At 72.3% G+C, this 24,637-nt stretch carries 20 protein-coding genes; 15 read left to right on the forward strand and 5 right to left on the reverse strand.

Annotated features, from left to right (window positions below; genetic code table 11):
- The first annotated feature begins 32 nt into the window (after positions 1–32).
- The 9 genes from MUB56_RS11690 (at position 33) to MUB56_RS11730 (ending at position 11,432) form a co-directional block, all read left to right on the forward strand.
- Positions 33–3,389, forward strand: coding sequence for an Rne/Rng family ribonuclease (locus MUB56_RS11690; RefSeq protein WP_244932064.1), 3,357 nt, complete (start codon positions 33–35; stop codon positions 3,387–3,389).
- 188 nt (positions 3,390–3,577) lie between these two features.
- Positions 3,578–3,886, forward strand: a complete 309-nt coding sequence (rplU, locus tag MUB56_RS11695) for a 50S ribosomal protein L21 (RefSeq protein WP_244932065.1) — start codon at positions 3,578–3,580, stop codon at positions 3,884–3,886.
- Between the two features lie 37 nt (positions 3,887–3,923).
- Entirely contained in the window at positions 3,924–4,178 is a 255-nt protein-coding gene (gene rpmA / locus MUB56_RS11700) for a 50S ribosomal protein L27 (protein WP_244932066.1), read from the forward strand.
- Positions 4,179–4,261: 83 nt separating this feature from the next.
- Positions 4,262–5,812 (forward strand): GTPase ObgE, encoded by a 1,551-nt coding sequence (gene obgE / locus MUB56_RS11705; RefSeq protein WP_244932067.1) that lies wholly within the window; start codon positions 4,262–4,264, stop codon positions 5,810–5,812.
- Positions 5,809–6,924: a glutamate 5-kinase gene (gene proB / locus MUB56_RS11710; protein ID WP_244932068.1), complete on the forward strand. Its 1,116-nt coding sequence runs from the start codon at positions 5,809–5,811 to the stop codon at positions 6,922–6,924. The genes obgE and proB overlap by 4 nt, the downstream gene beginning before the upstream one ends.
- A gap of 243 nt (positions 6,925–7,167) precedes the next feature.
- Complete coding sequence (locus MUB56_RS11715) at positions 7,168–8,127, forward strand: endonuclease/exonuclease/phosphatase family protein (protein ID WP_244932069.1); 960 nt, start codon at positions 7,168–7,170, stop codon at positions 8,125–8,127.
- Positions 8,128–8,173: 46 nt separating this feature from the next.
- Positions 8,174–9,337 (forward strand): cysteine desulfurase family protein, encoded by a 1,164-nt coding sequence (locus tag MUB56_RS11720; RefSeq protein WP_244932070.1) that lies wholly within the window; start codon positions 8,174–8,176, stop codon positions 9,335–9,337.
- Positions 9,334–10,431, forward strand: a complete 1,098-nt coding sequence (mnmA, locus tag MUB56_RS11725) for a tRNA 2-thiouridine(34) synthase MnmA (protein WP_244932071.1) — start codon at positions 9,334–9,336, stop codon at positions 10,429–10,431. Before MUB56_RS11720 ends, mnmA begins: the two co-directional genes overlap by 4 nt.
- Positions 10,428–11,432 (forward strand): methionine synthase, encoded by a 1,005-nt coding sequence (locus MUB56_RS11730; protein ID WP_244932072.1) that lies wholly within the window; start codon positions 10,428–10,430, stop codon positions 11,430–11,432. The genes mnmA and MUB56_RS11730 overlap by 4 nt, the downstream gene beginning before the upstream one ends.
- 21 nt (positions 11,433–11,453) lie before the next feature.
- Here MUB56_RS11730 and MUB56_RS11735 read toward each other — a convergent pair whose 3' ends face one another.
- The 5 genes from MUB56_RS11735 to MUB56_RS11755 all read right to left on the reverse strand — a co-directional run bounded on the left by MUB56_RS11735 (position 11,454) and on the right by MUB56_RS11755 (position 17,882).
- Complete coding sequence (locus MUB56_RS11735; RefSeq protein ID WP_244932073.1) at positions 11,454–13,103, reverse strand: MFS transporter; 1,650 nt, start codon at positions 13,101–13,103, stop codon at positions 11,454–11,456.
- 172 nt (positions 13,104–13,275) lie between these two features.
- Entirely contained in the window at positions 13,276–14,820 is a 1,545-nt protein-coding gene (locus MUB56_RS11740) for an MFS transporter (RefSeq protein ID WP_244932074.1), read from the reverse strand.
- Between the two features lie 55 nt (positions 14,821–14,875).
- Positions 14,876–15,463: a TetR/AcrR family transcriptional regulator gene (locus tag MUB56_RS11745; protein WP_244932075.1), complete on the reverse strand. Its 588-nt coding sequence runs from the start codon at positions 15,461–15,463 to the stop codon at positions 14,876–14,878.
- Positions 15,464–15,643: 180 nt separating this feature from the next.
- Positions 15,644–17,236 (reverse strand): MFS transporter, encoded by a 1,593-nt coding sequence (locus MUB56_RS11750; RefSeq protein ID WP_244932076.1) that lies wholly within the window; start codon positions 17,234–17,236, stop codon positions 15,644–15,646.
- Positions 17,237–17,294: 58 nt separating this feature from the next.
- Positions 17,295–17,882: a TetR/AcrR family transcriptional regulator gene (locus tag MUB56_RS11755; RefSeq protein ID WP_244932077.1), complete on the reverse strand. Its 588-nt coding sequence runs from the start codon at positions 17,880–17,882 to the stop codon at positions 17,295–17,297.
- A 183-nt stretch (positions 17,883–18,065) separates the two neighbouring features.
- Here MUB56_RS11755 and ligA point away from each other — a divergent pair, with 183 nt between their 5' ends.
- From ligA to gatB, 6 genes are all read left to right on the forward strand, one after another.
- Positions 18,066–20,171: an NAD-dependent DNA ligase LigA gene (gene ligA / locus MUB56_RS11760; RefSeq protein WP_244932078.1), complete on the forward strand. Its 2,106-nt coding sequence runs from the start codon at positions 18,066–18,068 to the stop codon at positions 20,169–20,171.
- A gap of 65 nt (positions 20,172–20,236) precedes the next feature.
- Positions 20,237–20,656: a hypothetical protein gene (locus MUB56_RS11765; protein ID WP_244932079.1), complete on the forward strand. Its 420-nt coding sequence runs from the start codon at positions 20,237–20,239 to the stop codon at positions 20,654–20,656.
- Between the two features lie 66 nt (positions 20,657–20,722).
- Positions 20,723–21,151 (forward strand): hypothetical protein, encoded by a 429-nt coding sequence (locus MUB56_RS11770; RefSeq protein ID WP_244932080.1) that lies wholly within the window; start codon positions 20,723–20,725, stop codon positions 21,149–21,151.
- 121 nt (positions 21,152–21,272) lie between these two features.
- Positions 21,273–21,572 (forward strand): Asp-tRNA(Asn)/Glu-tRNA(Gln) amidotransferase subunit GatC, encoded by a 300-nt coding sequence (gene gatC, locus MUB56_RS11775; protein WP_244932081.1) that lies wholly within the window; start codon positions 21,273–21,275, stop codon positions 21,570–21,572.
- Positions 21,569–23,110, forward strand: a complete 1,542-nt coding sequence (gene gatA, locus MUB56_RS11780) for an Asp-tRNA(Asn)/Glu-tRNA(Gln) amidotransferase subunit GatA (protein WP_244932082.1) — start codon at positions 21,569–21,571, stop codon at positions 23,108–23,110. The genes gatC and gatA overlap by 4 nt, the downstream gene beginning before the upstream one ends.
- A complete protein-coding gene (gene gatB, locus MUB56_RS11785; RefSeq protein ID WP_244932083.1) occupies positions 23,110–24,603 on the forward strand; it encodes an Asp-tRNA(Asn)/Glu-tRNA(Gln) amidotransferase subunit GatB in 1,494 nt (497 codons plus the stop codon). The genes gatA and gatB overlap by 1 nt, the downstream gene beginning before the upstream one ends.
- Positions 24,604–24,637: the final 34 nt, after the last annotated feature.

The raw sequence follows: 24,637 nt of genomic DNA on the forward strand, positions 1-24,637 counted from the left end.
CCCCGCTCTGGGACGGGCCCGAGGAGCAGCACATGCCCGACGACATCCAGGTCGACACCACCACCGAGGCCCCCTCCGCTGAGGCTGGGGCCGAGGCGCCCGCCAAGAAGGCCGCGGCGAAGCGGCCCGCCAAGAAGGCCGCCGCCAAGAAGGCGCCGGCCAAGCGGACGGCCAAGAAGGCCGCCGCGGCCCCGGACGATGCCGAGCTCCCGCTCGACGCGTCGCCGGCTGAGACCGCCGCCGAGCCGGCGAGCGATCCCGCGAGCGATCCGGGCGCCGCCGAGGCCGCTCCGGCGGCCAAGAAGACAGCCAAGAAGGCTGCGGCGAAGAAGGCACCGGCCAAGAAGGCCGCGACGAAGACCGCCGCCAAGCGGACCACCAAGAAGGCCGCCGCCGCGCCGAGCGCCGAGCCCGAGCCGGCTCCGGTGGCCGCGGACCCCGTGGTGCCCGCTGCCGAGCCGGTCGCCGAGCCCGAGCCCGCGGCCCCGGCCCCGGCCGGGATCGCCCCCCTGTTCCAGGCCCCCGAGGTCGCACCGACCCGCGCCCGCCGGACGCGCAAGACCGCGGCCAAGAAGGCCGTCCCGGAGCCCGTGGTCGAGGAGACCCCCGAGGCGCTCGAGGAGACCGACGAGCTCGTCGACGACGCGATCGTCGCCGCCGACGAGATCACCGAGGACGCCGCGGAGACGCCTGACGCCGAGCCGACCGACACGCAGGACGCCGACGAGGACTCCGACGACGAAGGCGACGGCTCCGGCGGTGGCCGGCGACGTCGGCGCCGTGGCGGTCGACGCCGCCGCAAGGTCGGCGAGTCCGGCGGCGGCGAGTCCTCGGCTGACTCCGGCGACTCGACCGACGGAACGGGTGAGGAATCGGGCTCCGACTCCGACGGCCAGTCCGAGGGCGAGCAGGACGACTCGTCCGGCGAGGGCAGCAGCTCCCGCCGCCGGCGACGCCGTCGCCGCACGGGCGACGACGGGGGCGAGGCCGGCGACGACCCGGAGAACACCGTCACCCGGGTCCGCAAGACGCGCAACGCCGAGGACGAGATCACCTCGCTGCACGGCTCGACCCGCCTCGAGGCCAAGAAGCAGCGCCGCCGCGAGGGCCGCGAGGCCGGTCGTCGCCGCGCGCCGATCGTGAGCGAGGCCGAGTTCCTGGCCCGCCGCGAGGCCGTCGACCGGGTCATGGTGATCCGCCAACGCGACGAGCTGACCCAGATCGGCGTCCTCGAGGACAAGGTCCTCGTCGAGCACTACGTGGCCCGCGAGTCGCAGACCTCGCTGATCGGCAACGTCTACCTCGGTCGGGTGCAGAACGTCCTGCCCTCCATGGAGGCGGCGTTCATCGACATCGGCAAGGGCCGCAACGCGGTCCTGTACGCCGGCGAGGTCAACTGGTCGGCCCTCGGCCACAAGGACGGCCAGCCCCGCAAGATCGAGTCGGTGCTCTCCTCCGGCCAGTCGGTCCTCGTGCAGGTCTCCAAGGACCCGATCGGGCACAAGGGTGCCCGGCTGACCAGCCAGGTCAGCCTGGCCGGACGGTTCCTGGTCTACGTGCCCGACGGCACCACCAGCGGCATCTCCCGCAAGCTCCCCGACAACGAGCGCACCCGCCTGAAGACGCTGCTGAAGGAGATCGTCCCGGGCTCCGCCGGCGTGATCGTCCGCACCGCGGCCGAAGGGGCCAGCGAGGACGAGCTGACCCGCGACGTCGAGGTGCTCAAGGCTCGCTGGGAGGACATCGAGAAGCGGAGCAAGGGCGGTGCGCCCCAGCTCCTGTACGGCGAGCCCGACCTGACCCTCAAGGTGGTCCGCGACCTGTTCACCGAGGACTTCGGCAAGCTCGTCATCCAGGGCGACGAGGCCTGGGAGACCGTCAGCACCTACGTCCAGCAGGTCGCCCCGGACCTCCAGGACCGCCTGGAGAAGTTCACCCCCGGCGAGAACGGCAAGGACGTCTTCGCGATCCACCGGATCGACGAGCAGATCGCCAAGGCGCTGGACCGTAAGGTGTGGCTGCCGTCCGGTGGCTCGCTGGTCATCGACCGCACCGAGGCGATGACCGTCGTCGACGTCAACACCGGCAAGTTCACCGGCTCCGGCGGCAACCTCGAGGAGACGGTCACCAAGAACAACCTGGAGGCCGCCGAAGAGGTCGTCCGCCAGCTCCGGCTGCGCGACATCGGCGGCATCATCGTCGTCGACTTCATCGACATGGTGCTGGAGTCCAACCGCGACCTGGTGCTCCGCCGTCTGGTCGAGTGCCTGGGGCGCGACCGCACCCGCCACCAGGTCGCCGAGGTCACCTCGCTCGGCCTGGTGCAGATGACCCGCAAGCGGATCGGCACCGGCCTTCTCGAGGCGTTCGGCGAGAACTGCGAGCACTGCCACGGCCGCGGCGTCGTCGTGCACGACCACCCGGTCGAGTCCGGCAACCGCGGCGACGACAGCGGCCCGAGCTCATCCGGCTCCGGCTCCGGTTCCGGCTCCAGCAGCAGTGGCCGCAGCGGCCGCCGTCGTGGCCGTGGCCGCGGTGGCGACGAGTCCGACGGCGACAGCAGGAGCGGCGCTCCGTCCGCCCCGCAGCTCAAGCCGCCGACGCCGGCGGACGTGGCCGCGATGGCTCGCCAGGAGCGCGCGGACCTCGACGACCTGACCGACGAGACCGTCGCCGAGCCGGCCGCCGAGCAGGCGGCGGAGGCCGTGGTCGAGCCCGAGGCCCCGAAGGTCGTGAGCCGCACCCGCGGTCGTCGCGGCGGCCGCGGCTCGAGCCAGGCCGAGCCGGTCACGGAGCCGGTCGCCGCGCCGGTCCTGCCCGAGACGACCCCCGAGCCCGAGACGACGCCCGAGCCCGACGCAGCGCCTGAGCTCGTCGCGGACGAGGTGCAGCCCGAGCCCGAGGCCCCGAAGGTCGTGAGCCGCACCCGCGGTCGTCGCGGCGGCCGCGGCTCGAGCCAGGCCGAGCCGGTCACCGCACCGGTCCTGCCCGACTCGGAGCCCGAGGCGGCGCCTGAGCCCGAGGCAGCACCTGAGCTCGTCGCGGACGAGGTGAAGTCCGAGCCCGAGGCCCCGAAGGTCGTGACCCGGACCCGCCGACGCAGTGCCAACCGGCCGGCAGGCCAGCCCGAGTCGATCACGGCTCCGGTGGAGCCGATCATCGTCGAGGCGACGCCCGAGCCCGTGGTGGCCGAGCCCGCCCCTGTCGCCACGGCCCCCGAGCCGCCGAAGGTCGTCACCCGGACCCGTGGTCGCGCGGCCAGCCGTCCGGCCGGCCCGCCGACCGAGGAGCCGACGCCGGCCCCGGTGGACGAGCAGGACGAGCACGACCAGGACGGACCCGCGATCGAGCACGTGCCCGTGAAGAAGAGGGGCACCCGCAAGCGATAGGGGTGCGGGGCCGGCCGCCGAATTGCTGTGGCCGGTCCCGGACCGTAGTATTGAACCTCGGTGCGCTCACGCGCGCCGTCTCTGAGTGGCCCTCCATCCGACGCACAGGCTCGTTGCTGTGTGCGCGGTGGTCGGGAGCCCCAGACCCCAAGACCGTAGTGACGCAGAAGACGACGAAGGAGACCGCGGTGTACGCGATCGTGCGCGCTGGCGCCAAGCAGCAGAAGGTTGCCGTGGGCGACGTCATCGAGATCGACAAGGTGGCCACCGGGGTGGGCGAGACGCTGACGCTTCCCGTCGTCCTCGCTGTCGATGGCGAGACCGTCACCTCCGACGCGAAGGCGCTGGACAAGGCCTCGGTGACCGTGGAGATCCTCGGCGCCACCAAGGGCCCGAAGATCATCATCCAGAAGTACAAGAACAAGACCGGCTACAAGAAGCGCCAGGGTCACCGCCAGAAGTACACCCAGGTCAAGGTCACCGACATCTCCCTCTGAGCGACCGCTCGGGCAGCAACCCCAAAGGACTGAACTCATGGCACACAAGAAGGGCGCCGCGTCCACCAAGAACGGTCGCGACTCCAACTCGCAGCGCCTCGGCGTCAAGCGGTACGGCGGTCAGCTGGTCAACGCCGGCGAGATCATCGTCCGCCAGCGCGGGACGCACTTCCACCCGGGCAGCGGCGTCGGCCGCGGCGGCGACGACACGCTGTTCGCGCTGATCGCCGGTGCTGTCGAGTTCGGCACCCGTCGCGGTCGCCGGGTCGTCAACATCGTCCCGGGCGCGTGAGCTGACGCTCACCTCCACCTGCAGCACCGAAGGGCGTCCCGTTCCGGGGCGTCCTTCGTCCATTTGAGAGCAAGGAACCCACCATGGCCGTCCCCACCTTCGTCGACGAGGTGACGCTGCACATCAGCGCGGGCCGGGGTGGCCACGGCGTGGCCTCGGTCCACCGCGAGAAGTTCAAGCCGCTGGGTGGTCCCGACGGCGGCAACGGCGGTCCCGGCGGATCGGTGATCCTGCGCGTCGACTCCGACGTCACCACGCTCATCGACTACCACCACAGCAAGAAGCGCGCCGCGGATAACGGCGGCCACGGTGCCGGCGCCCACCGCAACGGGGCGCACGGCGCCGACCTGGTGCTGCCCGTCCCCGACGGCACGGTCGTGAAGACCCGCTCCGGCGAGGTGCTGGCCGACCTGGTCGGCCCCGGCACCGAGATGGTCATCGCTGAGGGTGGCCGCGGCGGCCTCGGCAACGCCGCGCTGGCCTCGTCCAAGCGCAAGGCGCCCGGCTTCGCGCTGCTGGGGGAGCCCGGCGAGGAGATCGAGGTCGTCCTCGAGCTGAAGGTCGTCGCCGACATCGGGCTGGTCGGCTACCCGAGCGCCGGCAAGTCCAGCCTGATCGCCGCGATCTCGCGGGCCCGGCCCAAGATCGCCGACTACCCGTTCACGACCCTGGTCCCCAACCTGGGCGTCGTGAAGGCGGGCGACACGACGTTCACCGTCGCCGACGTACCCGGCCTGATCGAGGGCGCCAGCGAGGGCCGCGGCCTCGGCCACGACTTCCTGCGCCACATCGAGCGCTGCGCGGCACTGCTGCACGTCGTCGACACCGCCACGATCGAGCCGGGCCGCAACCCCGTCGACGACCTGGACGCCATGGAGCACGAGCTCGCCCAGTACGGCGGCCTCGAGGGCCGCGAGCGCCTGGTGGCGCTCAACAAGATCGACGTGCCCGACGGGCGCGACATCGCGGAGATGACCGCCGCGGACCTGCGCGATCGCGGCTTCCGGGTGTTCCCGATCTCGGCCGCCTCGGGGGAGGGCATCCGGGAGCTGACCTTCGCGATGGCCGAGCTGGTGGCCCGGGAGCGGGCCGAGCGGGAGGTCGTCGAGGCGACCCGGATCGTGCTCCGCCCGCCGAGCGCCGACGGCGGCGACGACTTCAGCGTCACCCAGGACGCCGACGGGTGGCGGGTGCGCGGCACCAAGCCGGAGCGCTGGGTCCGGCAGACCGACTTCAGCAACGACGAGGCCGTCGGGTACCTCGCCGACCGGCTCAACCGGATGGGCGTCGAGATCCGGTTGGTCAAGATGGGCGCGGTCGAGGGCGACACCGTGCTGATCGGGCACCCCGACAACTCGGTGGTCTTCGACTTCAAGCCCGGCATCGAGGCGGGTGCGGAGATGCTCGGCCGACGCGGCGAGGACCAGCGCTTCGAGGAGCAGCGTCCCGCCCACGGCCGGCGTCGGGACATCCAGGAGAGCATGGGGGACCGGGGCGAGAACGAGACCCGCGCCGACGTGGCCCGGCGGATCGACAAGTCCGCCAGGAGCTCGGGGATCGGCCCGATGTCGTACGAGATCGGCTCCGCCGACGACCCGGACTGGCTGGAGGACGACCCCGGGACCGCCGGGTGAGCCTGCGCCGGGAGGTGCTCGACGCGCGACGCATCGTCGTGAAGGTCGGCTCCTCCTCGCTGACCTCGGCGGCGGGGGGCATCGACCCCGCGCGGGTCGAGCGACTGGTCGACGTCCTCGCCGCGGCTCGAGGCCGCGGGGCCGAGGTCGTCCTGGTCTCCTCGGGCGCGATTGCCGCAGGTCTGGCCCCGCTGGGCCTCCAGCGTCGCCCCCGGGGCCTGGCGGCCCAGCAGGCCGCCGCGTCGGTGGGCCAGGGGTTGCTGGTGCACCGCTACACCGAGGAGCTGCGCCGCCACGACCTGATCGCCGGCCAGGTGCTGCTCACGCTCGACGACGTCACCCGGCGCTCGCACTACCGCAATGCCTCCCAGACCTTCGCGAAGCTGCTCGAGCTCGGCGTGCTGCCCATCGTCAACGAGAACGACACGGTGGCCACCTCGGAGATCCGCTTCGGCGACAACGACCGGCTGGCCGCGCTGGTGGCCCACCTCGTGCACGCCGACCTGCTGGTGCTGCTCTCCGACGTCGACGGTCTGTACGACGCCGACCCGCGGACCCCGGGCGCCGTACGCCTCACCGACGTGCACGGCGTGGAGGACCTCGGCTCGGTCAAGATCGGTCGCGCCGGCGCCGCCGGCCTCGGCACGGGCGGCATGGAGACCAAGGTGGAGGCGGCCCGGATCGCCACGGGAGCCGGTATCCCGGTTGTCCTGACCTCGGCCGACCAGGCGGGCGCGGCGGTCGCCGGCGAGCCGGTCGGCACGCTCTTCCACCCCACCGGCAAGCGGCGGCCCACCCGCCTGCTGTGGCTGGCGCACGCCACCGAGCCGCTCGGCACCGTGCTGCTCGACCCCGGGGCGGTGCGTGCCGTCGTCGAGCGGCGCGCCTCGCTGCTGGCCGCCGGGGTCACCGGCTGCACCGGTGACTTCCACGCGGGCGACCCCGTCGACCTCGCCGGTCCCGACGGCGTCCCGGTCGCGCGCGGACTGGTGAACTTCGACGCCAGCGAGCTCCCCAGCCTGGTGGGCCGGTCCAGCAAGGACCTCAAGCGCGAGCTCGGCGCGGCGTACGAGCGCGAGATCGTGCACCGCGACGACCTGGTGCTCCTCTGACCCAGTGCGGCCCGCCCCACGCAGGCGGTCTCGATCCCGAAGTCCTTCAGGTTCAGCGCGAGCAACCAGGACGGTGCGCCGCTGCTCACGAACTCGCCGTGCTCGCTCGACGCCGGTGAGAGGTCGAAGATCGGCAGCATCAAGGTCACGTGACGACCTGATCGACGCGATCCGACGGCCGGGTGCTCGGCACCGGGCCGTCGTGCGGCCACGGCGTTGGCCCGGACCGGTTAGGTTCAGGGCGTGCGTTGGCGAGTGGTGCTCTGGGCGTTCGCCGTCGTACTGCTGATCCCCGCGGCGTTGCTGACGATCGCTCGGCTCTCCGGCAGCGACCTCTCCCTGGCGGTGAAGGCCGTCGCGTTCACCCCCGCGGGGGTGCTGCTGTACGCCGGGGGGCTGGTCGTCCTCCTCGCCCTCGCCGTACGCCGCGGGCGGCGCCGGTGGCCGATGAGCGTGGCCGCTCTGGCCGCCGCCGGGCTGGGACTGCACCTGGCCTGGGTGGCGCCCTGGTACGTCGGCACCTCAGCCGCGTCCGACGCCGAGCCGTCGCTCCGGGTGCTGACCGCCAACGTGCTCGGTGACGCCGGCGACGGACCGGGCCTGGTCGAGGCGGCGGCAGACGCCGACATCGACGTCCTGGCGGTGCAGGAGCTGAGCACCGGCACCCTCGCCGAGATGGACCGGGCCGGTCTGGCCGAGCTGTTCCCGTACCGGGCCGGCGAACCGGACCCCGGGGACAAGCGCGGGACGATGGTCTTCGCCCGCGAGCCGATCAGCGACGTGACCCGCCTACCCACGGTGATGGGCTCCTGGTCGGTGCGCATCGGGGACGTGACCGCGTTCGTGGTGCACCCGGCGTACCCGCTTCGGATCGACAGCTGGCGCACCGAGCACGCCGCGCTGCTCGCCGCCGCAGAGGAGCTGGAGCCGGACCTGGTGGTGGGCGACCTGAACGCGACCCTGGACCACGCGCCGATGCGTCGACTGCTCGACGCCGGCTACCGCGACGCCACCGAGCTCTCCGGCAGCGGCTGGCAGCCCACCTGGCCGGCGAGCGGGTCCGGTCTGCAGGGTCTGCTGCCCCCGGTCGTGCAGATCGACCACGTGCTGGTCGACGACGGCTGGACCGCCGTCCGCACCTGGACCGTCGAGATCGACGGCACCGACCACCGGGCGCTGGTCGCCGAGCTGGCCGCGGGCTGAGCGGATGCGTGGCGAGTACCCGCAGCGCCGTACCCTGGGAGACGACATGTCCAGGCCCGTCTACCTCGATCACGCCGCCACCACGCCGATGGTGCCCGCGGCGGTCGAGACACTGACGAAGCACCTCCTCGACGTCGGCAACCCGAGCTCGCTGCACGCCTCGGGCCGGCACGCCCGCCGCGTGGTCGAGGAGTCGCGCGAGACGATCGCCCAGGCCCTGAACTGCCGCCCCGGCGAGGTCGTCTTCACCTCCGGTGGCACCGAGGCGGACAACCTCGCGATCAAGGGCCTGCACTGGTCGCGCGTCGCCGAGCTCGGCCCTGCACCGCGGCTGATCTCGAGCAGCATCGAGCACCACGCGGTCCTCGACCCGCTGGACTGGCTCGCGGAGGGCGACGAGGCCGAGGTCCGGCTGCTGGCGGTGGACGCCGCCGGCCGCATCGACCTCGACGAGCTCGCGCGGCTGCTGGCCGACGGCCCGGTCTCGATGGTCTCGATCATGTGGGCCAACAACGAGGTCGGCACCCTCCAGCCCATCGAGGAGGTCGTCGCGCTCGCCGCGCAGCACGGCGTGCCCGTGCACACCGACGCGGTCCAGGCCGTCGGTGCCGTGCCGGTCGACTTCGCCCGCTCCGGTGTCGACGCGCTCACCCTGACCGGCCACAAGGTCGGTGGTCCATACGGCGTGGGCGCTCTCGTCGTACGCCGTGAGCTCGACCTGACCCCGCTCGTCCACGGCGGCGGCCAGGAGCGCGACATCCGCAGCGGCACCCTGGACACCCCGGCGATCGCCGGCTTCGCGGCGGCCGTCGAGCTGGCGGTGAAGCACCAGGCCGAGCACGCCGCCCGGGTCGCGGCCCTGCGCGACGACCTGGTGCGCGGCGTGCTCGCGGTCGTCCCGGACGCGGTCCTCAACGGCGACCCGGTGCGCCGGCTGCCCGGCAACGCCCACTTCTCCTTCCCCGGCTGCGAGGGCGACTCGCTGCTGATGCTGCTCGACGCCCGCGGCATCGAGTGCTCGACCGGCTCGGCCTGCTCCGCCGGCGTGCCGCAGGCCTCGCACGTGCTGCTCGCGATGGGCCGCAGTGACGCCGACGCCCGCAGCTCGCTGCGGTTCTCGCTGGGTCACTCCTCGACCGCGGCCGACGTCAGCGCGCTGGTCGAGGCGATCGGTCCGTGCGTCGAACGGGCGAGGGCAGCGAAGGCATGAGGGTCCTCGCTGCCATGTCCGGCGGCGTCGACTCCGCCGTCGCGGCCGCCCGGGCCGCGGAGGCCGGTCATGACGTGACCGGCATCCACCTCGCGCTGTCGCGCAACCCCGCGTCGTACCGCTCCGGTGCCCGCGGCTGCTGCACCATCGAGGACAGCAACGACGCCCGGCGGGCGGCCGACGTCATCGGCATCCCGTTCTACGTCTGGGACCTCTCCGAGCGGTTCCACGCGGACGTGGTCGAGGACTTCATGGACGAGTACGCCGCGGGCCGCACCCCCAACCCCTGCCTGCGCTGCAACGAGAAGATCAAGTTCGCCGCCGTGCTGGAGCGGGCGCTCGCGCTCGGCTTCGACGCGGTCGCGACCGGTCACTACGCCCAGCTGCGCACGGGTGCGGACGGCCTGGTCGAGATGCACCGGGCCGTCGACCACGGCAAGGACCAGTCGTACGTGCTCGGCGTGCTCGACCAGCAGCAGCTCGCGCACTCGCTGTTCCCGCTGGGCGACACCCCCAAGGAGCAGGTCCGGCTCGAGGCCGCCCGACGCGGGCTGCTGGTCGCCGACAAGCCGGACAGCCACGACATCTGCTTCGTCGCCGACGGCGACAACGCGGGCTGGCTGCGCGAGAAGCTCGGCGACCGCGCGCCCAACCACGACGGCCCCATCGTCGACGAGGTCACGGGGGAGGAGCTGGGCCGCCACGACGGGACCTACGCCTTCACCATCGGCCAGCGCAAGGGGCTGCGGATCGGTCGGCCCGCGCCCGACGGTAAGCCGCGGTTCGTGCTCGACATCGAGCCGGTCTCCGGCACCGTCACCGTCGGACCTCGCGAGCGGCTGGCCGTGCGCCGGCTGCACGGCACCAGGCCCCGCTGGTGCGGCACGGTCCCCGCCACGCTCGAGGGCACCGTGCAGCTGCGCGCCCACGGCGAGGAGCTGCCCGCGACGACCACCGTCGCGGGCGACGAGCTCACCGTGGAGCTGCACGCCCCGGCGTACGGCATCGCGCCCGGCCAGGCCGCCGTCCTCTACGACGGCACCCGCGTCGTCGGGTCCGCCACCATCACCACCACGGAACGAGTCCCTGCATGACGATCGCCTCGGGCGTCGGGTCGATGCCCGGCACCGACCAGCAGACGTACGACGAGACGGTGAAGCTGGTCCTCGGCGAGCTCCCCGACCTCCCGCACCTGCCCGAGCTGCCGGGGCGCGGCGTGACCGCGGGGATGACCGGGCGCGCGCTCGCGGTGCTGAGCACCCTCGGCGTCGACCTGCAGCCCGCCGGCTGGCGGCTCACCGATGCGTCGGGGGTCGACCACCGGCGCGCCCGCAGCCTGCTCGCGCAGGACCTCGACGGGCTCGAGGAGCAGGCGCAGGGCGCGCTGCCCACCGAGGGAGGCGCCTTCAAGATCCAGGTCGCGGGCCCGTGGACGCTCGCCGCGACCGTCGAGAAGCCGCGCGGCGACAAGGTGCTCTCCGACCACGGTGCCCGGCGCGAGCTGGCCCAGGCCCTCGCGGAGGGGCTGCGCGACCACGTCCGCGACGTACGACGGCGGCTGCCGCAGGTCGATCGCCTGATCGTGCAGGTCGACGAGCCCGCCATCGCGGCGGTGCTGGGCGGCAAGGTGCCGACCGCGTCCGGCTTCGGCCGGCACCGCACCGTGCATCCTCCGGAGGTCTCCGACACCCTGGGCTGGGTCCTCGCCGCGATCACCGACGCCGGTGCCGAGCCGTGGGTGCACTCGTGCGCGCCGGACGTGCCGTGGCAGTTGCTGCGGGGGGCCGGCGCCCGGGGACTCTCGGTCGACCTGGCGGTGCTCGGCGCGGCCGACCACGACCCGCTGGCCGAGGCGCTCGAGGCGGGGGAGACCCTCGCGCTCGGGGTGGTGCCGAGCACCGACCCGGCGTCGTCCCTCACCGACACGCAGGTCACCGAGTCGGTGCTGCGGTGGCTCGACATGCTCGGCCTCGACCTCGACGAGGTGGGCAGCCGGCTGGTGCTCACCCCGGCCTGCGGGCTGGCCGGGGCCTCGCCGCAGTGGGCCCGCCGGGCCCTGGCCCTGGTCCGGGCCGCGGCGTCCCACCTCGGTTGAGCCGGCTCGGTTCGGTCCGGCTCAGGCCACCGGTGCCGGCGCCGCGGCGTCCTTCGGCGGAGCCAGCTCGGCCGGGCTGACCCGCATGAAGGTCCAGATGACCAGCGACGCGACGAGCATCAGCAGCGCGGAGCCCAGGAACGCGTTGGTCGCGCCCTCGGTGTAGGTCGCGGTGTAGAGGGCGGAGTCGAGGTAGCTCAGCGCGCCGCCGGGCACCGTGGCGTCCGGGTCGACACCGCCGGCGGCCAGGCCCTCGCGGAGCGGACCGGCGACGTCGTCGGTACGGGCGTTGATGGCGTGCAGCGACACGGTCCCCAGGATCGCCAGGCCGAGCGCGCCCCCGACCTGCTGGACGGTGTTGAGGACGCCGGAGCCGACCCCGGCCTCCTCACGGCGCACGGCGTGCACGGCGGTCAGGGTCATCGGCACGAAGGTCATGCCCATGCCGACGCCCATCATGATCAGGAACGGCAGCACCGAAGTCGCGTAGGAGACGTCGGCGCCGAGCGGGTCGCCGCCGGGCGCGAGGCTGAGCAGCACCGCCGCGGGCGAGTCGTCGACGTCGTACCGGGAGAAGCCGAAGAGGGCCGCAGCGGCCAGCATGGTGCCGGTGCCGGTGATCACCCGGACGCCGATCCGGCTGACCAGGGCCGAGGAGAGCCCGGCGCCGACCATCACGCTGGCCGAGAACGGCAGGAAGGCGACGCCGGCGTGCAGCGGCTCGTAGCCCATGATCCGCTGCACGAACTGGCCGTTGAAGTAGAACATCGAGATCATCGCGGCGGCGGCGAAGATCATCGCGCCGAAGCTGGTGCCGCGGGTGCGGTCGAGGATGATCCCCAGCGGCAGCAGCGGGTTGGCGACCCTGCGCTCGACCGCGACGAACGCGACCAGGAGCAGCACGCCGGCCGCGAGCGAGGCCAGCGTCCCCGGGTCGTCCCAGCCGTGCTCGGCCTCGCCGCCGCGGGAGAGCCCGAAGACCAGGCCGAACAGACCGAGGGTGGCGGTCACGGCGCCGGGGACGTCGAGACGGTTCGGGTTGCGCTCCGCCTCGGCGAGCCAGCGCGGGGCGAGCAGTGCGGCGACCAGGCCGATCGGTGCGTTGATCCACAGCGTGAGCCGCCAGCCGGTGATGTCCATGCCGAGGATGCTGTCCAGCCCGGTGAGGAAGCCGCCGAGCAGCAGGCCGGTCGCCGCCCCGATGCCGGACATCGCGGCGAACACGCCCATCGCCTTGTTGCGCGCCGGGCCGGCGGGGAAGTTGGTGGTGATCAGGGCGAGCGCCGCGGGGGAGGCCAGTGCCGCGCCGAGGCCCTGCGCGGCGCGGGCGACCAGCAGCATCCAGCCCTCGGTGGCCGCGCCGCCGAGCATCGACGCAGCGGCGAAGACGACCAGCCCGATGGTGAAAGTACGGCGCCGGCCGAGCAGGTCGCCCAGGCGGCCGCCGAGCAGCAGCAGGCCGCCGAAGGCCAGCGCGTAGATCGTCACCACCCAGGTCAGCGACGAGCCGGTCATGCCGAGGTCGCGCGCGATGTGCGGCAGCGCGATGTTGGTGATGGTGCCGTCCAGGATCAGCATCAGCTGCGCGACGGAGATCAGGACGAGGGCGCGGCCCAGGTGGGCTCCGACGCCCGCTCCGGACATCGGCGGGGCAGGGGTCGGGTCGGTCACGGCGCAAACGATAGATCATATAGAGATTCGTCGTGCTGCCGTCCGCCGTACCCCATCCAGTCCGGCCCAGCGACGGTTGAGTCCGGACTTGAGGCCATCCGGAATTCCCGACTCAAACGCAGGAGGACCCGACTCAACTCCGTGCTGGTGGGCGCGATGGGGGGTAGGCCAGTCAGCCCACGTGGACACCGCCCTCGGGGCCGTCGGTCGCCAGCTCGGTGTGCTTGACGTTGAGGAAGGCCCAGGTGATCGCCGAGGCGCCCAGCATCAGGATCGCGCCGAGCAGGAACGCGTTGGTCGCGCCCTCGGTGAAGACCTGGCTCTGGACGGTCGGGTCGGCCATCTCCGGTCCGAGCTCCCTGGCCCGGTCGGTGAATGTCTGGGTCGCGAGCGTGGCCAGCACCGCCAGGCCCAGCGCGCCGCCCACCTGCTGCATGGTGTTCAGCACCCCCGAACCGATGCCGGTGTCCTGGTCGCGCAGGTGGTGCACCGCGGTCAGGGTCAGCGGGACGAAGGTCATCCCCATGCCGAAGGACATCAGCAGGATGAACGGCAGCAGGTCCGTGGCGTAGTTCCCGGTCTCGGGCGCCACCGGGGAGGTGGTGTCGTACGGCAGTCGCGAGAACCCGAAGAGGCCGGCAGCAGCGAGGATGGTGCCGGTGCCGGCGAGGTAGCGCGGGTCGAACCGGTTGATCAGGTTCGAGGAGATGCCGGCCGCGGCCACCAGGCCGATGCAGAACGGCAGGAACGCGACGCCGGCCTTGAGCGGGCTGTAGCCCATCACGGTCTGGATGTACTGGCTGAGGTAGAAGAACATCGCGAACATGGCCGCGGGGGCCAGGAACATCGCGCCGAAGCTGGCGGCCCGGGTGCGGTTGAGGAAGACCCGCGACGGCAGCAGCGGGTGCTCGACCCGGCTCTCGATCACCAGGAACAGCGCCAGCACCAGCGCGCCGGCCACCAGGCTGGAGATGGTGAGCGGGTCGCTCCAGCCCTCGCTGCCGGCCCGGCTGAAGCCGTAGACCAGGCCGAGCAGGCCGAGGGTGCCGGTGACGGCGCCGGGCAGGTCGAGCTCGCCGGGGTGGGACTCGGACTCGGCGAGGAAGCGCGGGGCGAGCAGCGCGGTCACGATGCCGATCGGGGTGTTGATCAGCAGGGTCAGTCGCCAGCCCTCGACGTCGAGGCCGAAGACGCCGTGGAGACCGGTCAGCCATCCGCCGAGGAGCAGGCCGACGGCGGCGCCGACGCCCGACATGGCGGCGTACACGGCGAACGCGCGGTTGCGGGACGGGCCGGCCGGGAAGGTCGTGGTGATCAGCGCCAGGGCCGCGGGGGAGGCGAGGGCGGCGCCGAGGCCCTGCAGGCCCCGAGCGGCGAGCAGCAGGCCCTCGTTGGTGGCCAGGCCGCCGAGCAGTGAGGCGACGCCGAAGATGATCAGGCCGACCATGAAGACCCGTCGGCGACCGTAGAGGTCACCGAGGCGGCCGCCGAGCAGCAGCAGCGAGCCGAAGGCCAGCGCGTAGCCGGTCACGACCCAGGTCAGGTTGGCGTTGGAGATGTCCAGGTCGCGCTGGATGTAGGGGAGGGCGATGTTCACGATCGTGCCGTCGAGCACGACCATGAGCTGCGCCACGGAGATGAGCACGAGTGCCCAGGCCAGGTGCCTGCCAGCGCCGGGAGCGGTCGGCTCCTCCTCCACGCGCGTGGTGTCGGTCATGGGAGTCGTTTCCTTCTCTGGTTTCCGGGATCGCCAGGTCGGTCGGATCGGGCGCTCAGCGGGTCGCGGCGGGCACGATGATCTGGCTGATCACTCGGCTGATGAGGGTGGGGTCGGGCACCTCGCCCATCACGAAGACGCGGTGCAGGACGATGCCGGCGAGAGCCGGCTCGAAGAGGTCGAGGTCGAGACCTTCGCGGAGCTCGCCGCGAGCGGCGGCGCGCTGCCAGATGGCGCGGGAGGCCTCGATCTTGGGGCCGAGCACGTCGCGGCGGAAGGCCGCGGCGAACTCGGGGTCACGGGTGAGGGCGGTGACGATGGCACCGAACGTGGCGACGCCGCTGGAGTCGGCGAGTCCGCCGACACCGCAGAACACCGCCTCCAGGTCGCCCTGGAGGCTGCCGGTGTCCGGAATCTGCGCCGGGCCCTTGGTGTGCACGAGTGCGTCGATGACCAGGCTGAGCTTGTTGGTCCAGCGGCGGTACAGCGTGGCCTTCGACGCCTTGGACCGGGTGGCCACGGCGTCCATGGTCAGCCGGTCGTAGCCGACGTCCGCGAGCACCACCAGGGTGGCCTCGAGGATCTCCAGCACACGGTCGCCCTCGACGCGGGGCCGCAGGACGGCCGAGTCGGACGGGGTCATCTGCACTCCGGGATCTGTTCACGCTCATGAAACGAAACGGTTTCGTTTCGTCACCGAACAGCGTAGGACGCGCGCGGGCTTGCCGCCAAGCGCTTTTCGTCCCCCCGGGTGGCGGCTGAACGTACGACGGCCCGCCCGGGGGGACCGGGCGGGCCGTCGTAGTCGTGCGCAGGGGGCGGGTCAGCCCACGTGCACACCGCCCTCGGGGCCGTCCGTGGCGAGCTCCTCGTGCTTGACGTTGAGGAACAGCCAGATCGCCGCGGAGCCGACTGCGATGAGCGCGGCGCCGACGAGGAACGCCGCCGTCGCACCCTCCGTGAACGCGCCGATGAAGGCGAGACCGCCGGCCTCCTCGGGCGACTTGCCCTGGGCGATCAGGTCACGGGTCAGGTCGGACGTGGTGCCGCTCGCGAAGTGCAGCGAGACCGTGCTCAGGATGGCCAGGCCGAGGGCGCCGCCCACCTGCTGCATCGTGTTGAGCACGCCGGACCCGATGCCGGAGTCCTCCGGGCGCAGGTGGTGCACCGCGGTCAGCGTGAGCGGCACGAACACCATGCCCATGCCGACGGACATCAGCACGATGAACGGGAAGATCGACGCCCAGTAGCTCACGTCGGCGCCGAGGTAGCTGTCGTTGCCCAGGGCCAGCAGGTCGGCCGTACCGTGCGGGACCTCGAGGCGGGAGAAGCCGAAGAGCGCGGCGGCCGCCATCAGGGTGCCGACACCGGCGATGAAGCGCGGGTCGATCCGGTTGACGAGGTTGGACGAGACGCCCGCGCCGAGCACGATGCCGAGGGAGAACGGCAGGAACGCGAAGCCGGTGTGCAGCGGGCTGTAGCCCACGACGAGCTGGATGAACAGGCTCAGGAAGTAGAACATCGCGAACATCGCGGCCGGCACGACCATCATCACCAGGAAGCTGGTGGCCCGGGTGCGGTTGTTGAAGACCCGGACCGGCAGCAGCGGGTGCTTGACGCGGGACTCGATGAACGCGAACGCGGCGAGCAGCGCGACACCGGCGACCAGCGACGCGATGGTCCACGGGTCGCTCCAGCCGTGCGCCGCCTCGCCGGCGCGGCTGAAGCCGTAGACCAGGCCGAGCAGGCCGAGCGTGCCGGCGATCGCGCCGGGTACGTCGAGCTCGCCCGGGTGGGACTCCGACTCGTTGAGGAAGCGCGGGGCCAGGAAGGCCGCGACCAGGCCGATCGGGACGTTGATGAGGAACGTCAGGCGCCAGCCCTCGAGGCCGAGGACCGGGTCGAGACCGGTGAGCCAGCCGCCGAGGATCAGGCCGACGGCCGCACCGGCGCCCGACATCGCGGCGTACACCGCGAAGGCGCGGTTGCGAGCGGGTCCGGCCGGGAACGTCGTGGTGATCAGCGCCAGGGCGGCGGGGGAGGCGAGCGCCGCGCCGAGACCCTGGAGGCCCCGCGAGGCGAGCAGGAGTGCCTCGTTCTGGGCGAAGCCACCGAGCAGGGATGCGACCGCGAACACGATGAGGCCGATCATGAAGACGCGGCGACGTCCGTAGAGGTCACCGAGGCGGCCGCCGAGCAGCAGCAGGCCGCCGAAGGCCAGGGCGTAGCCGGTGACGATCCAGGTGAGGTTGGCGTCGTCGATGTTGAGGTCGTTGCCGATGAAGGGCAGTGCGATGTTCGCGATGGAGGCGTCGAGCACCACCATCAGCTGCGCCATCGAGATGAGCACGAGGGCCCAGCCCAGGTGGAGCTTCTTCCCGGAGGGCGGGGCCTCGGGAGTCGCGAGGTCGGTCATGGAGGTGTTCCTTCTCTGGGAGTTTCGGGGAGGTGTTCGGAAGGTTCGGGTCGGCCGCTCAGCGGGTCGCTGCGGGCACGATGATCTGGTCGATCACGCTGGTGATCAGGTCGGGGTCGGGCACCTCGCCCATGACGAAGACGCGGTGCATGACGATGCCGGCCAGGGCCGGCTCGAAGAGGTCGAGGTCGAGACCCTCCTTGAGCTCGCCGCGAGCGGCGGCGCGCTCCCAGACGAGGCGGGAGGCCGCGATCTTGGGGCCGATGACGTCGCGGCGGAACGCCTCGGCGAACGTCGGGTCACGGGTCAGTGCGGTGACGACGGCGCCGAACGTGGCGACCGCCTCCTGGTCGGCCAGGCCGCCCATGCCGCAGAACATGCTCTGCAGGTCGCCCTTGAGGCTGCCGGTGTCCGGCAGTTCGTGCGGTCCCTTCGAGTGCGCCACGGCGTCGATGACGAGGCTGACCTTGTTGGTCCACCGGCGGTAGAGCGTCGCCTTGGAGGCCTTGGCCCGGCTGGCGACGGCGTCCATGGTGAGCCGGTCGTAGCCGACGTCGGCGAGCACCGCCAGGGTCGCGTCGAGGATCTCCACCTCGCGCTCGCCCTCGACGCGGGGCCGCTGGACGGCCGCCTCGGACGGGGTCATCTGATCTCCTGTGACGGTCGACACATATGAAACGAAACCGTTTCGTTTCATCGCCAACAGTGAAGGTGCCACGAGATGTTCCCGCCATCTCCCCGATGGTCTAGACCACCCGCCGGAACGGCCGCCGGGCAGGGACGTCGGGTGGTCGGAGGGGGCGTCGGTGGCAGGCGGCAAGATAGGCGCATGACCGAGCCGACGCCCGCCACCGAGGAGGCCCGCGAGCAGCACCGCCGCCTGGCCGAGGAGATCGAGGACGCACGCTGGCGCTACTACGTCCTGGACTCACCGACGCTCTCGGACGCCGACTTCGACCAGCGGTTGCGGGCGCTGGAGGCCCTCGAGGAGGAGTTCCCCGAGCTGCGGACGCCCGACTCCCCGACGCAGAAGGTCGGCGGCGCGGTCTCGACGGAGTTCACCGCCGTCGACCACCTGCGCCGGATGGAGAGCCTCGACAACGCGTTCTCCGTTGAGGAGCTCGAGGCGTGGTACGCCCGGCTCGGCCGGGACGGGATCGAGGCGCCGGAGCTGCTCTGCGAGCTGAAGGTCGACGGCCTCGCCATCAACCTGCTCTACGAGAACGGTCGGCTGGTGCGGGCGCTGACCCGCGGCGACGGGTCGACCGGCGAGGACGTCACGCCCAACGTCAAGACGATCGACTCGGTGCCGCACCGGCTGAGGGGCACCGAGGAGTTCCCGGTGCCGGAGCTGATCGAGGTGCGCGGCGAGGTGTTCCTCCCGGTGGCCGCCTTCGAGCGCCTCAACGAGTCGATGACCGACGCCGGCAAGCCGGTCTTCGCCAACCCGCGCAACGCGGCGGCGGGCTCGCTGCGCCAGAAGGACCCGCGGGTCACCGCGACGCGGGCGCTCGGCATGGTCTGCCACGGCATCGGCGAGCGCCGTGGCTTCGAGCCGAAGGCGCAGTCGCACGCCTACGACGCGCTTGCGACCTGGGGACTGCCGACCAGCGAGGCGGTCCGCGTGGTGTCGACGCTGAAGGAGGTCGAGGTGTTCATCGCCGACGCCGGCGAGCGGCGACACACGATCGTGCCCTACGAGATCGACGGTGTGGTGGTGAAGGTCGACGACGTCGCGCTCCAGCGTCGGCTGGGTTCGACCAGCCGGGCGCCGCGGTGGGCGATCGCGTTCAAGTACCCGCCCGAGGAGGTCAACGCCAAGCTCCTCGCCATCGAGGTCAACGTCGGGCGCACCGGCCGAGTCACGCCGTACGCCGTGATGGAGCCGACCCGGGTCGCCGGCTCGACGGTCGAGAACGCCACCCTCCACAATGCCCACGAGGTGCGGCGCAAGGACGTGCGCCCCGGCGACACGGTGGTCCTGCGCAAGGCCGGCGACGTGATCCCCGAGGTGGTCGGCCCGGTGCTGCCGCTGCGGCCCGAGGGTCTGGCGGAGTGGGTGATGCCGACCGAGTGTCCCGCCTGCGGCACCACGCTCGCCGAGCAGAAGGAGGGCGACAAGGACCTGCGCTGCCCCAACCACGAGCAGTGCCCCGGCCAGGTCCGCGAGCGGGTCTACTTCGTCGCCGGGCGCAGCGCCTTCGACATCGAGGGGCTGGGCTACGAGGCCGCCACCGCGCTCCTCGACGCGGGCGTGATCACCAACGAGGGCGACGTCTTCGACCTGAGCGCCGAGCAACTGCTGCGCACCGAGCTCTTCACGCGCGCGGCGAAGAAGACCGAGGAGGGCGAGCGGGTGCTGTCGGCCAACGGCCAGCGGCTCCTCGACAACCTCCACTCCCGCAAGGACGTCCCGCTGTGGCGGGTGCTGGTCGCGCTCTCCATCCGCCACGTCGGTCCCAGCGCGGCCCGTGCCCTGGCCCAGGAGTTCGGCTCGATGAAGGACATCCAGGCGGCCACGGAGGAGCAGCTCGCCGCGGCCGAGGGGGTCGGCCCGACGATCGCCGAGGCGGTCATCGAGTGGTTCAAGATCGACTGGCACACCGCGATCGTGGAGAAGTGGACCGCTGCGGGTGTCTCCATGGCCGACGAGCGCGACGAGTCCACGCCCCGCACCCTGGAGGGCCTGACCATCGTGGTCACCGGCTCGCTCGAGGGCTACAGCCGCGACTCGGCCAAGGAGGCGATCCTGGCCCGCGGCGGCAAGGCGGCCGGCTCGGTCTCCAAGAAGACCGACTTCGTCGTGGTCGGCGAGAACGCCGGCTCCAAGGCCGACAAGGCCGAGCAGCTCGGCGTGACCGTCCTCGACGAGGCCGGCTTCACCGCGCTGCTGGAGAACGGCCCGCCGCCGGCCGAGGAGGCGCAGGACTCGTAGCCTCGACGTGGACGGACGCCGGCGCTCGCGTTTGCGTCCGAGCCGCCGGGGCCAGGATGCCAGGCATGACCTCCAGGATCCTCGTGGCGCTGGCCGCCGCCGTCGTCCCCGCCGCGCTGGCCGTCCCGATCGCCGTGGCCGCCCCGGCGACCGCCGCTCCGGCGTGGCAGACGGCCGTCACCCTCTCCGGTGCCAAGGTCCAGCTCTGCAAGGCCCCGGTCACCGGCAACCGGTGGCGGGTGCGGGTCCGCGTCGACGCGCGGGGTGCTGACCGGGTGACCGCCGGCCGGCTGCAGGTGCGACGTCCCGACGGCGCCGCCGGCCAGCTGTGGTTGTCGGGGTCGGTCGACGCGGGCTCGGTGTCCAAGGCGGGATCGGCCCTGGTGCCGCGCGGGAAGCCGGCGTACCGCCTCCTCGTCGGGCTGGAGAACTCCCACGTGGGCCGCGGCGAGAAGGTCGCCATCAACGCGGTCCGGGCCTGCTGACGACTTCACCCCTTCGGTTCTTTACTTTCAGTCACGACGCCGACCGATAGGTGAAACGATCAATTCATGAAGTCGATCGGGCGTTTCATCGCTCTCACCGTGTCCTCCGCCGTGCTCCTCGCGGTTCCCGCCGTCGCCCAGGCGGCGCCGGCCCAGCCCGCCGAGCGGGCGACGAAGTTCACCACCATCAAGACCTGGTCCGGCGCGAAGCAGCAGGCCTGCAAGAAGTCCACGCCGAACGGCAAGAGCTGGAAGGTCGTCACCCGCGTGGTCAACGGCCGCCAGGCCGAGGTCGGCGTCGGCCTGATCGTCTGGAAGGGCGAGAAGGAGATCGACCGGGCCTCGACCCCGATCGTCAACAAGGGCGTCACGTCGAAGCCCGTCTCGGTCAAGATCCGCAAGAACGACAGGAGCTACCGGCTGGAGGCCTTCCAGTACCAGGGGCAGATGGGCGACGGCGGCACGCTCAAGCTGAAGAAGCTCCGCCGCTGCTGACGCACCCCGTCGTACGACGAAGCGCCGCCACCCGCTCGGGTGGCGGCGCTTCGTGCGTGTCGGGGGAGTGGGGTGCGGACCGAGCGCAGGACTGCCCGTGTCCTCTCCTAGGATGGAACCCATGCCTGAGATCTCTCGCGACGAGGTCGCCCATCTGGCGACGCTCGCCCGGATCGACCTGGACGACGCCGAGCTCGACCACCTCGCGCCCCAGCTGTCCGTCATCCTCGAGTCGGTCGCCTCGATCAGCGGTGTCGCCGGGGACGACGTGCCGCCGACGTCGCACCCGCTGCCGGTCACCAACGTGTTCCGCGAGGACGTGGTGGTGCCGAGCCTGACCGCCGAGCAGGCGCTCTCCGGGGCCCCCGCCTCCGAGCAGCAGCGCTTCGCCGTCCCGCGGATCCTGGGGGACGAGCAGTGAGCGCAGCGAACCGTGGCGGAGCCGACCTGACCCGGCTGACCGCGGCCGAGGCCGCGGACGCGCTCGCCGCCGGCGAGACCACCTCCGTGGCGCTGACCCGCGCCGCCCTCGACCGGATCGTCGCCGTCGACGGCGACGTGCACGCGTTCCTGCACGTCGACGCCGAGGGTGCGCTCGAGCAGGCCGCGGCCTCCGATGCCCGCCGCGCCGCCGGCGCCCCGCTGCACGCCCTCGACGGCGTGCCGATCGCGGTCAAGGACGTGCTGGCCACCGAGGGCCTGCCGACCACCTGCGGCTCGAAGATCCTCGAGGGTTGGGTGCCGCCGTACGACGCCACCGTCGTCGCGAGGCTCAAGGCCGCCGGCCTGCCGATCATCGGCAAGACCAACATGGACGAGTTCGCGATGGGCTCCTCCACCGAGCACTCCGCCTACGGCCCGACCCGCAACCCGTGGGACCTGACCCGGATCCCGGGCGGCTCCGGCGGCGGCTCCGCGGCCGCGGTGGCCGCGTTCGAGGTGCCGCTGGCCCTCGGCACCGACACCGGCGGCTCGATCCGCCAGCCCGGTGCGGTCACCGGCACGGTCGGCGTGAAGCCGACGTACGGCGGGGTCTCCCGCTACGGCCTCGTGGCGATGGCCAACAGCCTCGACCAGGTCGGTCCGGTCACCCGCACCGTCCTGGACTCCGCGCTGCTGCACGAGCTGATCGGCGGGCACGACCCGCGCGACTCCACCAGCATCGACCAGCCGGTGCCCGACCTGGTCGCGGCGGCCCGCCAGGGCGCGGCCGGCGACCTGTCCGGCCTGAAGGTCGGCGTGATCACCGAGCTCTCGGGCGACGGCTACCAGGCCGGGGTGCTCGCGCGCTTCCAGGAGTCGGTCGACCTGCTGGTCGAGGCCGGTGCCGAGGTCGTCGAGGTGTCCTGCCCGAACTTCGTGCACGCGCTGGCGACGTACTACCTGATCATGCCGTGCGAGGCGTCCTCCAACCTCGCCAAGTTCGACGCCATGCGCTACGGCCTGCGGGTGCTGCCCGAGGGCATCGACAACCCGAGCGCCGAGGACGTCATGCGGGCCTCCCGGGACGCGGGCTTCGGCGACGAGGTCAAGCGCCGGGTCATCCTCGGCACCTACGCGCTGTCCAGCGGCTACTACGACGCCTACTACGGGACCGCCCAGAAGGTCCGCACGCTCATCTCGCGCGACTTCGAGGCGGCCTTCGAGCAGGTCGACGTGCTGGTCTCGCCGACGGCGCCGACGACCGCGTTCAAGCTGGGGGAGAAGCTGGACGATCCGATCGCGATGTACCTCAACGACCTCGCGACCATCCCGGCCAACCTCGCGGGCGTGCCCGGCATCTCGCTGCCGTCCGGCCTCGCGGACGAGGACGGCCTCCCGGCCGGCTTCCAGATCCTGGCACCCGCACTCGCCGACGACCGGCTCTACCGGGTCGGCGCCGCGCTGGAGGCCGCTCTCGAGGCCCAGTGGGGCGCGCCCCTGCTGAGCAAGGCCCCCGCCCTGGACGGAGAAAACTGATGACCGACACCCTCGTCGCCTTCGACGACGTGCTGTCGTCGTACGACCCGGCTCTCGGGCTCGAGGTCCACGTCGAGCTGAACACCAACACCAAGATGTTCTGCGGCTGCCCGGCGGTCTTCGGCGGCGAGCCGAACACCCAGGTCTGCCCGACCTGCCTGGGCCTGCCCGGCGCGATGCCGGTCGTCAACCGCAAGGCCGTCGAGTCGGCGATCCGGATCGGCCTGGCGCTGAACTGCGAGATCGCCGAGTGGTGCCGGTTCGCGCGGAAGAACTACTTCTACCCGGACATGCCGAAGAACTTCCAGACCTCGCAGTACGACGAGCCGATCTGCTTCGAGGGCTGGATGGACGTCGACGTCGACGGCGAGACGTTCCGCGTCGAGATCGAGCGCGCCCACATGGAGGAGGACACCGGCAAGTCGCTGCACGTCGGTGGGGCCACCGGGCGGATCCACGGCGCCGACTACTCGCTGGTCGACTACAACCGGGCCGGCATCCCCCTGATCGAGATCGTCACCAAGCCGATCATGGGCGCCGGGGCGAAGGCACCGGCCGTGGCCCGCGCCTACGTCAGCCAGCTGCGCGACCTGATCCTCGCGCTCGGCGTCTCCGAGGCCCGGATGGACCAGGGCAACCTGCGCGCCGACGTCAACCTGTCGCTGGCCCCGAAGGGCACCGGCAGCCTCGGCACCCGCACCGAGACCAAGAACGTCAACTCGTTCCGCTCGGTCGAGCGCGCGGTCCGCTACGAGATGCAGCGGCACGCCGCGATCCTCGACCGCGGGGAGGCGATCTTCCAGGAGACCCGGCACTGGCACGAGGACACCGGGGTGACCACCAGCGGCCGCCCCAAGTCCGACGCCGACGACTACCGCTACTTCCCCGAGCCCGACCTGGTGCCGGTGGCGCCGAGTCGCGAGTGGGTCGACGAGCTGCGCGGCACCCTGCCCGAGAACCCGGTCGAGCGCCGGGCCCGGCTGCAGGCCGACTGGGGCTACACCGACCTGGAGATGCGCGACGTGGTGGCCTCGGGCCTGCTCGTCCCGATCGAGGAGACGGTCACGGCCGGTGCGTCCGCACAGGCCGCCCGCAAGTGGTGGATCGCCGAGCTGACCCGCCGGGCCAACGACGCGGGCGTCGACGTGGTCGACCTCGGGGTCAGCCCCGTCCAGGTGGCCGCCGTCCAGGCCCTGGTCGACGCCGGGACCCTCAACGACAAGCTGGCCCGCCAGGTCTTCGACGGCCTGATCGCCGGCGAGGGCACCCCCGAGGAGATCGTCGCCGCCCGCGGGCTGGCCGTGGTCTCCGACGACGGCGCGCTCGGTGCCGCTGTCGACGCCGCGATCGCCGCCAACCCCGACGTCGCCGACAAGATCCGCGACGGCAAGGTCGCCGCCGCCGGTGCGCTGATCGGTGCGGTGATGAAGGAGATGCGCGGGCAGGCCGACGCCGCCCGGGTGCGTGAGCTGATCCTGGAGAAGCTCGCCTGATCTGAGTGACGGACGTCATGCGGACGGAGCCAGC

The sequence above is a fragment of the Nocardioides sp. W7 genome (genome assembly GCF_022919075.1).
Classification (GTDB): domain Bacteria; phylum Actinomycetota; class Actinomycetes; order Propionibacteriales; family Nocardioidaceae; genus Nocardioides.

Bases quoted from the DNA above. Each gene is read 5' to 3' on its own strand.
- MUB56_RS11690 (WP_244932064.1), top strand. From the start codon at position 33: ATGCCCGACGACATCCAGGTCGACACCACCACCGAGGCCCCCTCCGCT.
- rpmA (WP_244932066.1), top strand. From the start codon at position 3,924: ATGGCACACAAGAAGGGCGCCGCGTCCACCAAGAACGGTCGCGACTCC.
- obgE (WP_244932067.1), top strand. From the start codon at position 4,262: ATGGCCGTCCCCACCTTCGTCGACGAGGTGACGCTGCACATCAGCGCG.
- MUB56_RS11720 (WP_244932070.1), top strand. From the start codon at position 8,174: ATGTCCAGGCCCGTCTACCTCGATCACGCCGCCACCACGCCGATGGTG.
- mnmA (WP_244932071.1), top strand. From the start codon at position 9,334: ATGAGGGTCCTCGCTGCCATGTCCGGCGGCGTCGACTCCGCCGTCGCG.
- MUB56_RS11730 (WP_244932072.1), top strand. From the start codon at position 10,428: ATGACGATCGCCTCGGGCGTCGGGTCGATGCCCGGCACCGACCAGCAG.
- MUB56_RS11740 (WP_244932074.1), bottom strand. From the start codon at position 14,820: ATGACCGACACCACGCGCGTGGAGGAGGAGCCGACCGCTCCCGGCGCT.
- MUB56_RS11745 (WP_244932075.1), bottom strand. From the start codon at position 15,463: ATGACCCCGTCCGACTCGGCCGTCCTGCGGCCCCGCGTCGAGGGCGAC.
- MUB56_RS11750 (WP_244932076.1), bottom strand. From the start codon at position 17,236: ATGACCGACCTCGCGACTCCCGAGGCCCCGCCCTCCGGGAAGAAGCTC.
- MUB56_RS11755 (WP_244932077.1), bottom strand. From the start codon at position 17,882: ATGACCCCGTCCGAGGCGGCCGTCCAGCGGCCCCGCGTCGAGGGCGAG.
- ligA (WP_244932078.1), top strand. From the start codon at position 18,066: ATGACCGAGCCGACGCCCGCCACCGAGGAGGCCCGCGAGCAGCACCGC.
- MUB56_RS11765 (WP_244932079.1), top strand. From the start codon at position 20,237: ATGACCTCCAGGATCCTCGTGGCGCTGGCCGCCGCCGTCGTCCCCGCC.
- MUB56_RS11770 (WP_244932080.1), top strand. From the start codon at position 20,723: ATGAAGTCGATCGGGCGTTTCATCGCTCTCACCGTGTCCTCCGCCGTG.
- gatC (WP_244932081.1), top strand. From the start codon at position 21,273: ATGCCTGAGATCTCTCGCGACGAGGTCGCCCATCTGGCGACGCTCGCC.
- gatB (WP_244932083.1), top strand. From the start codon at position 23,110: ATGACCGACACCCTCGTCGCCTTCGACGACGTGCTGTCGTCGTACGAC.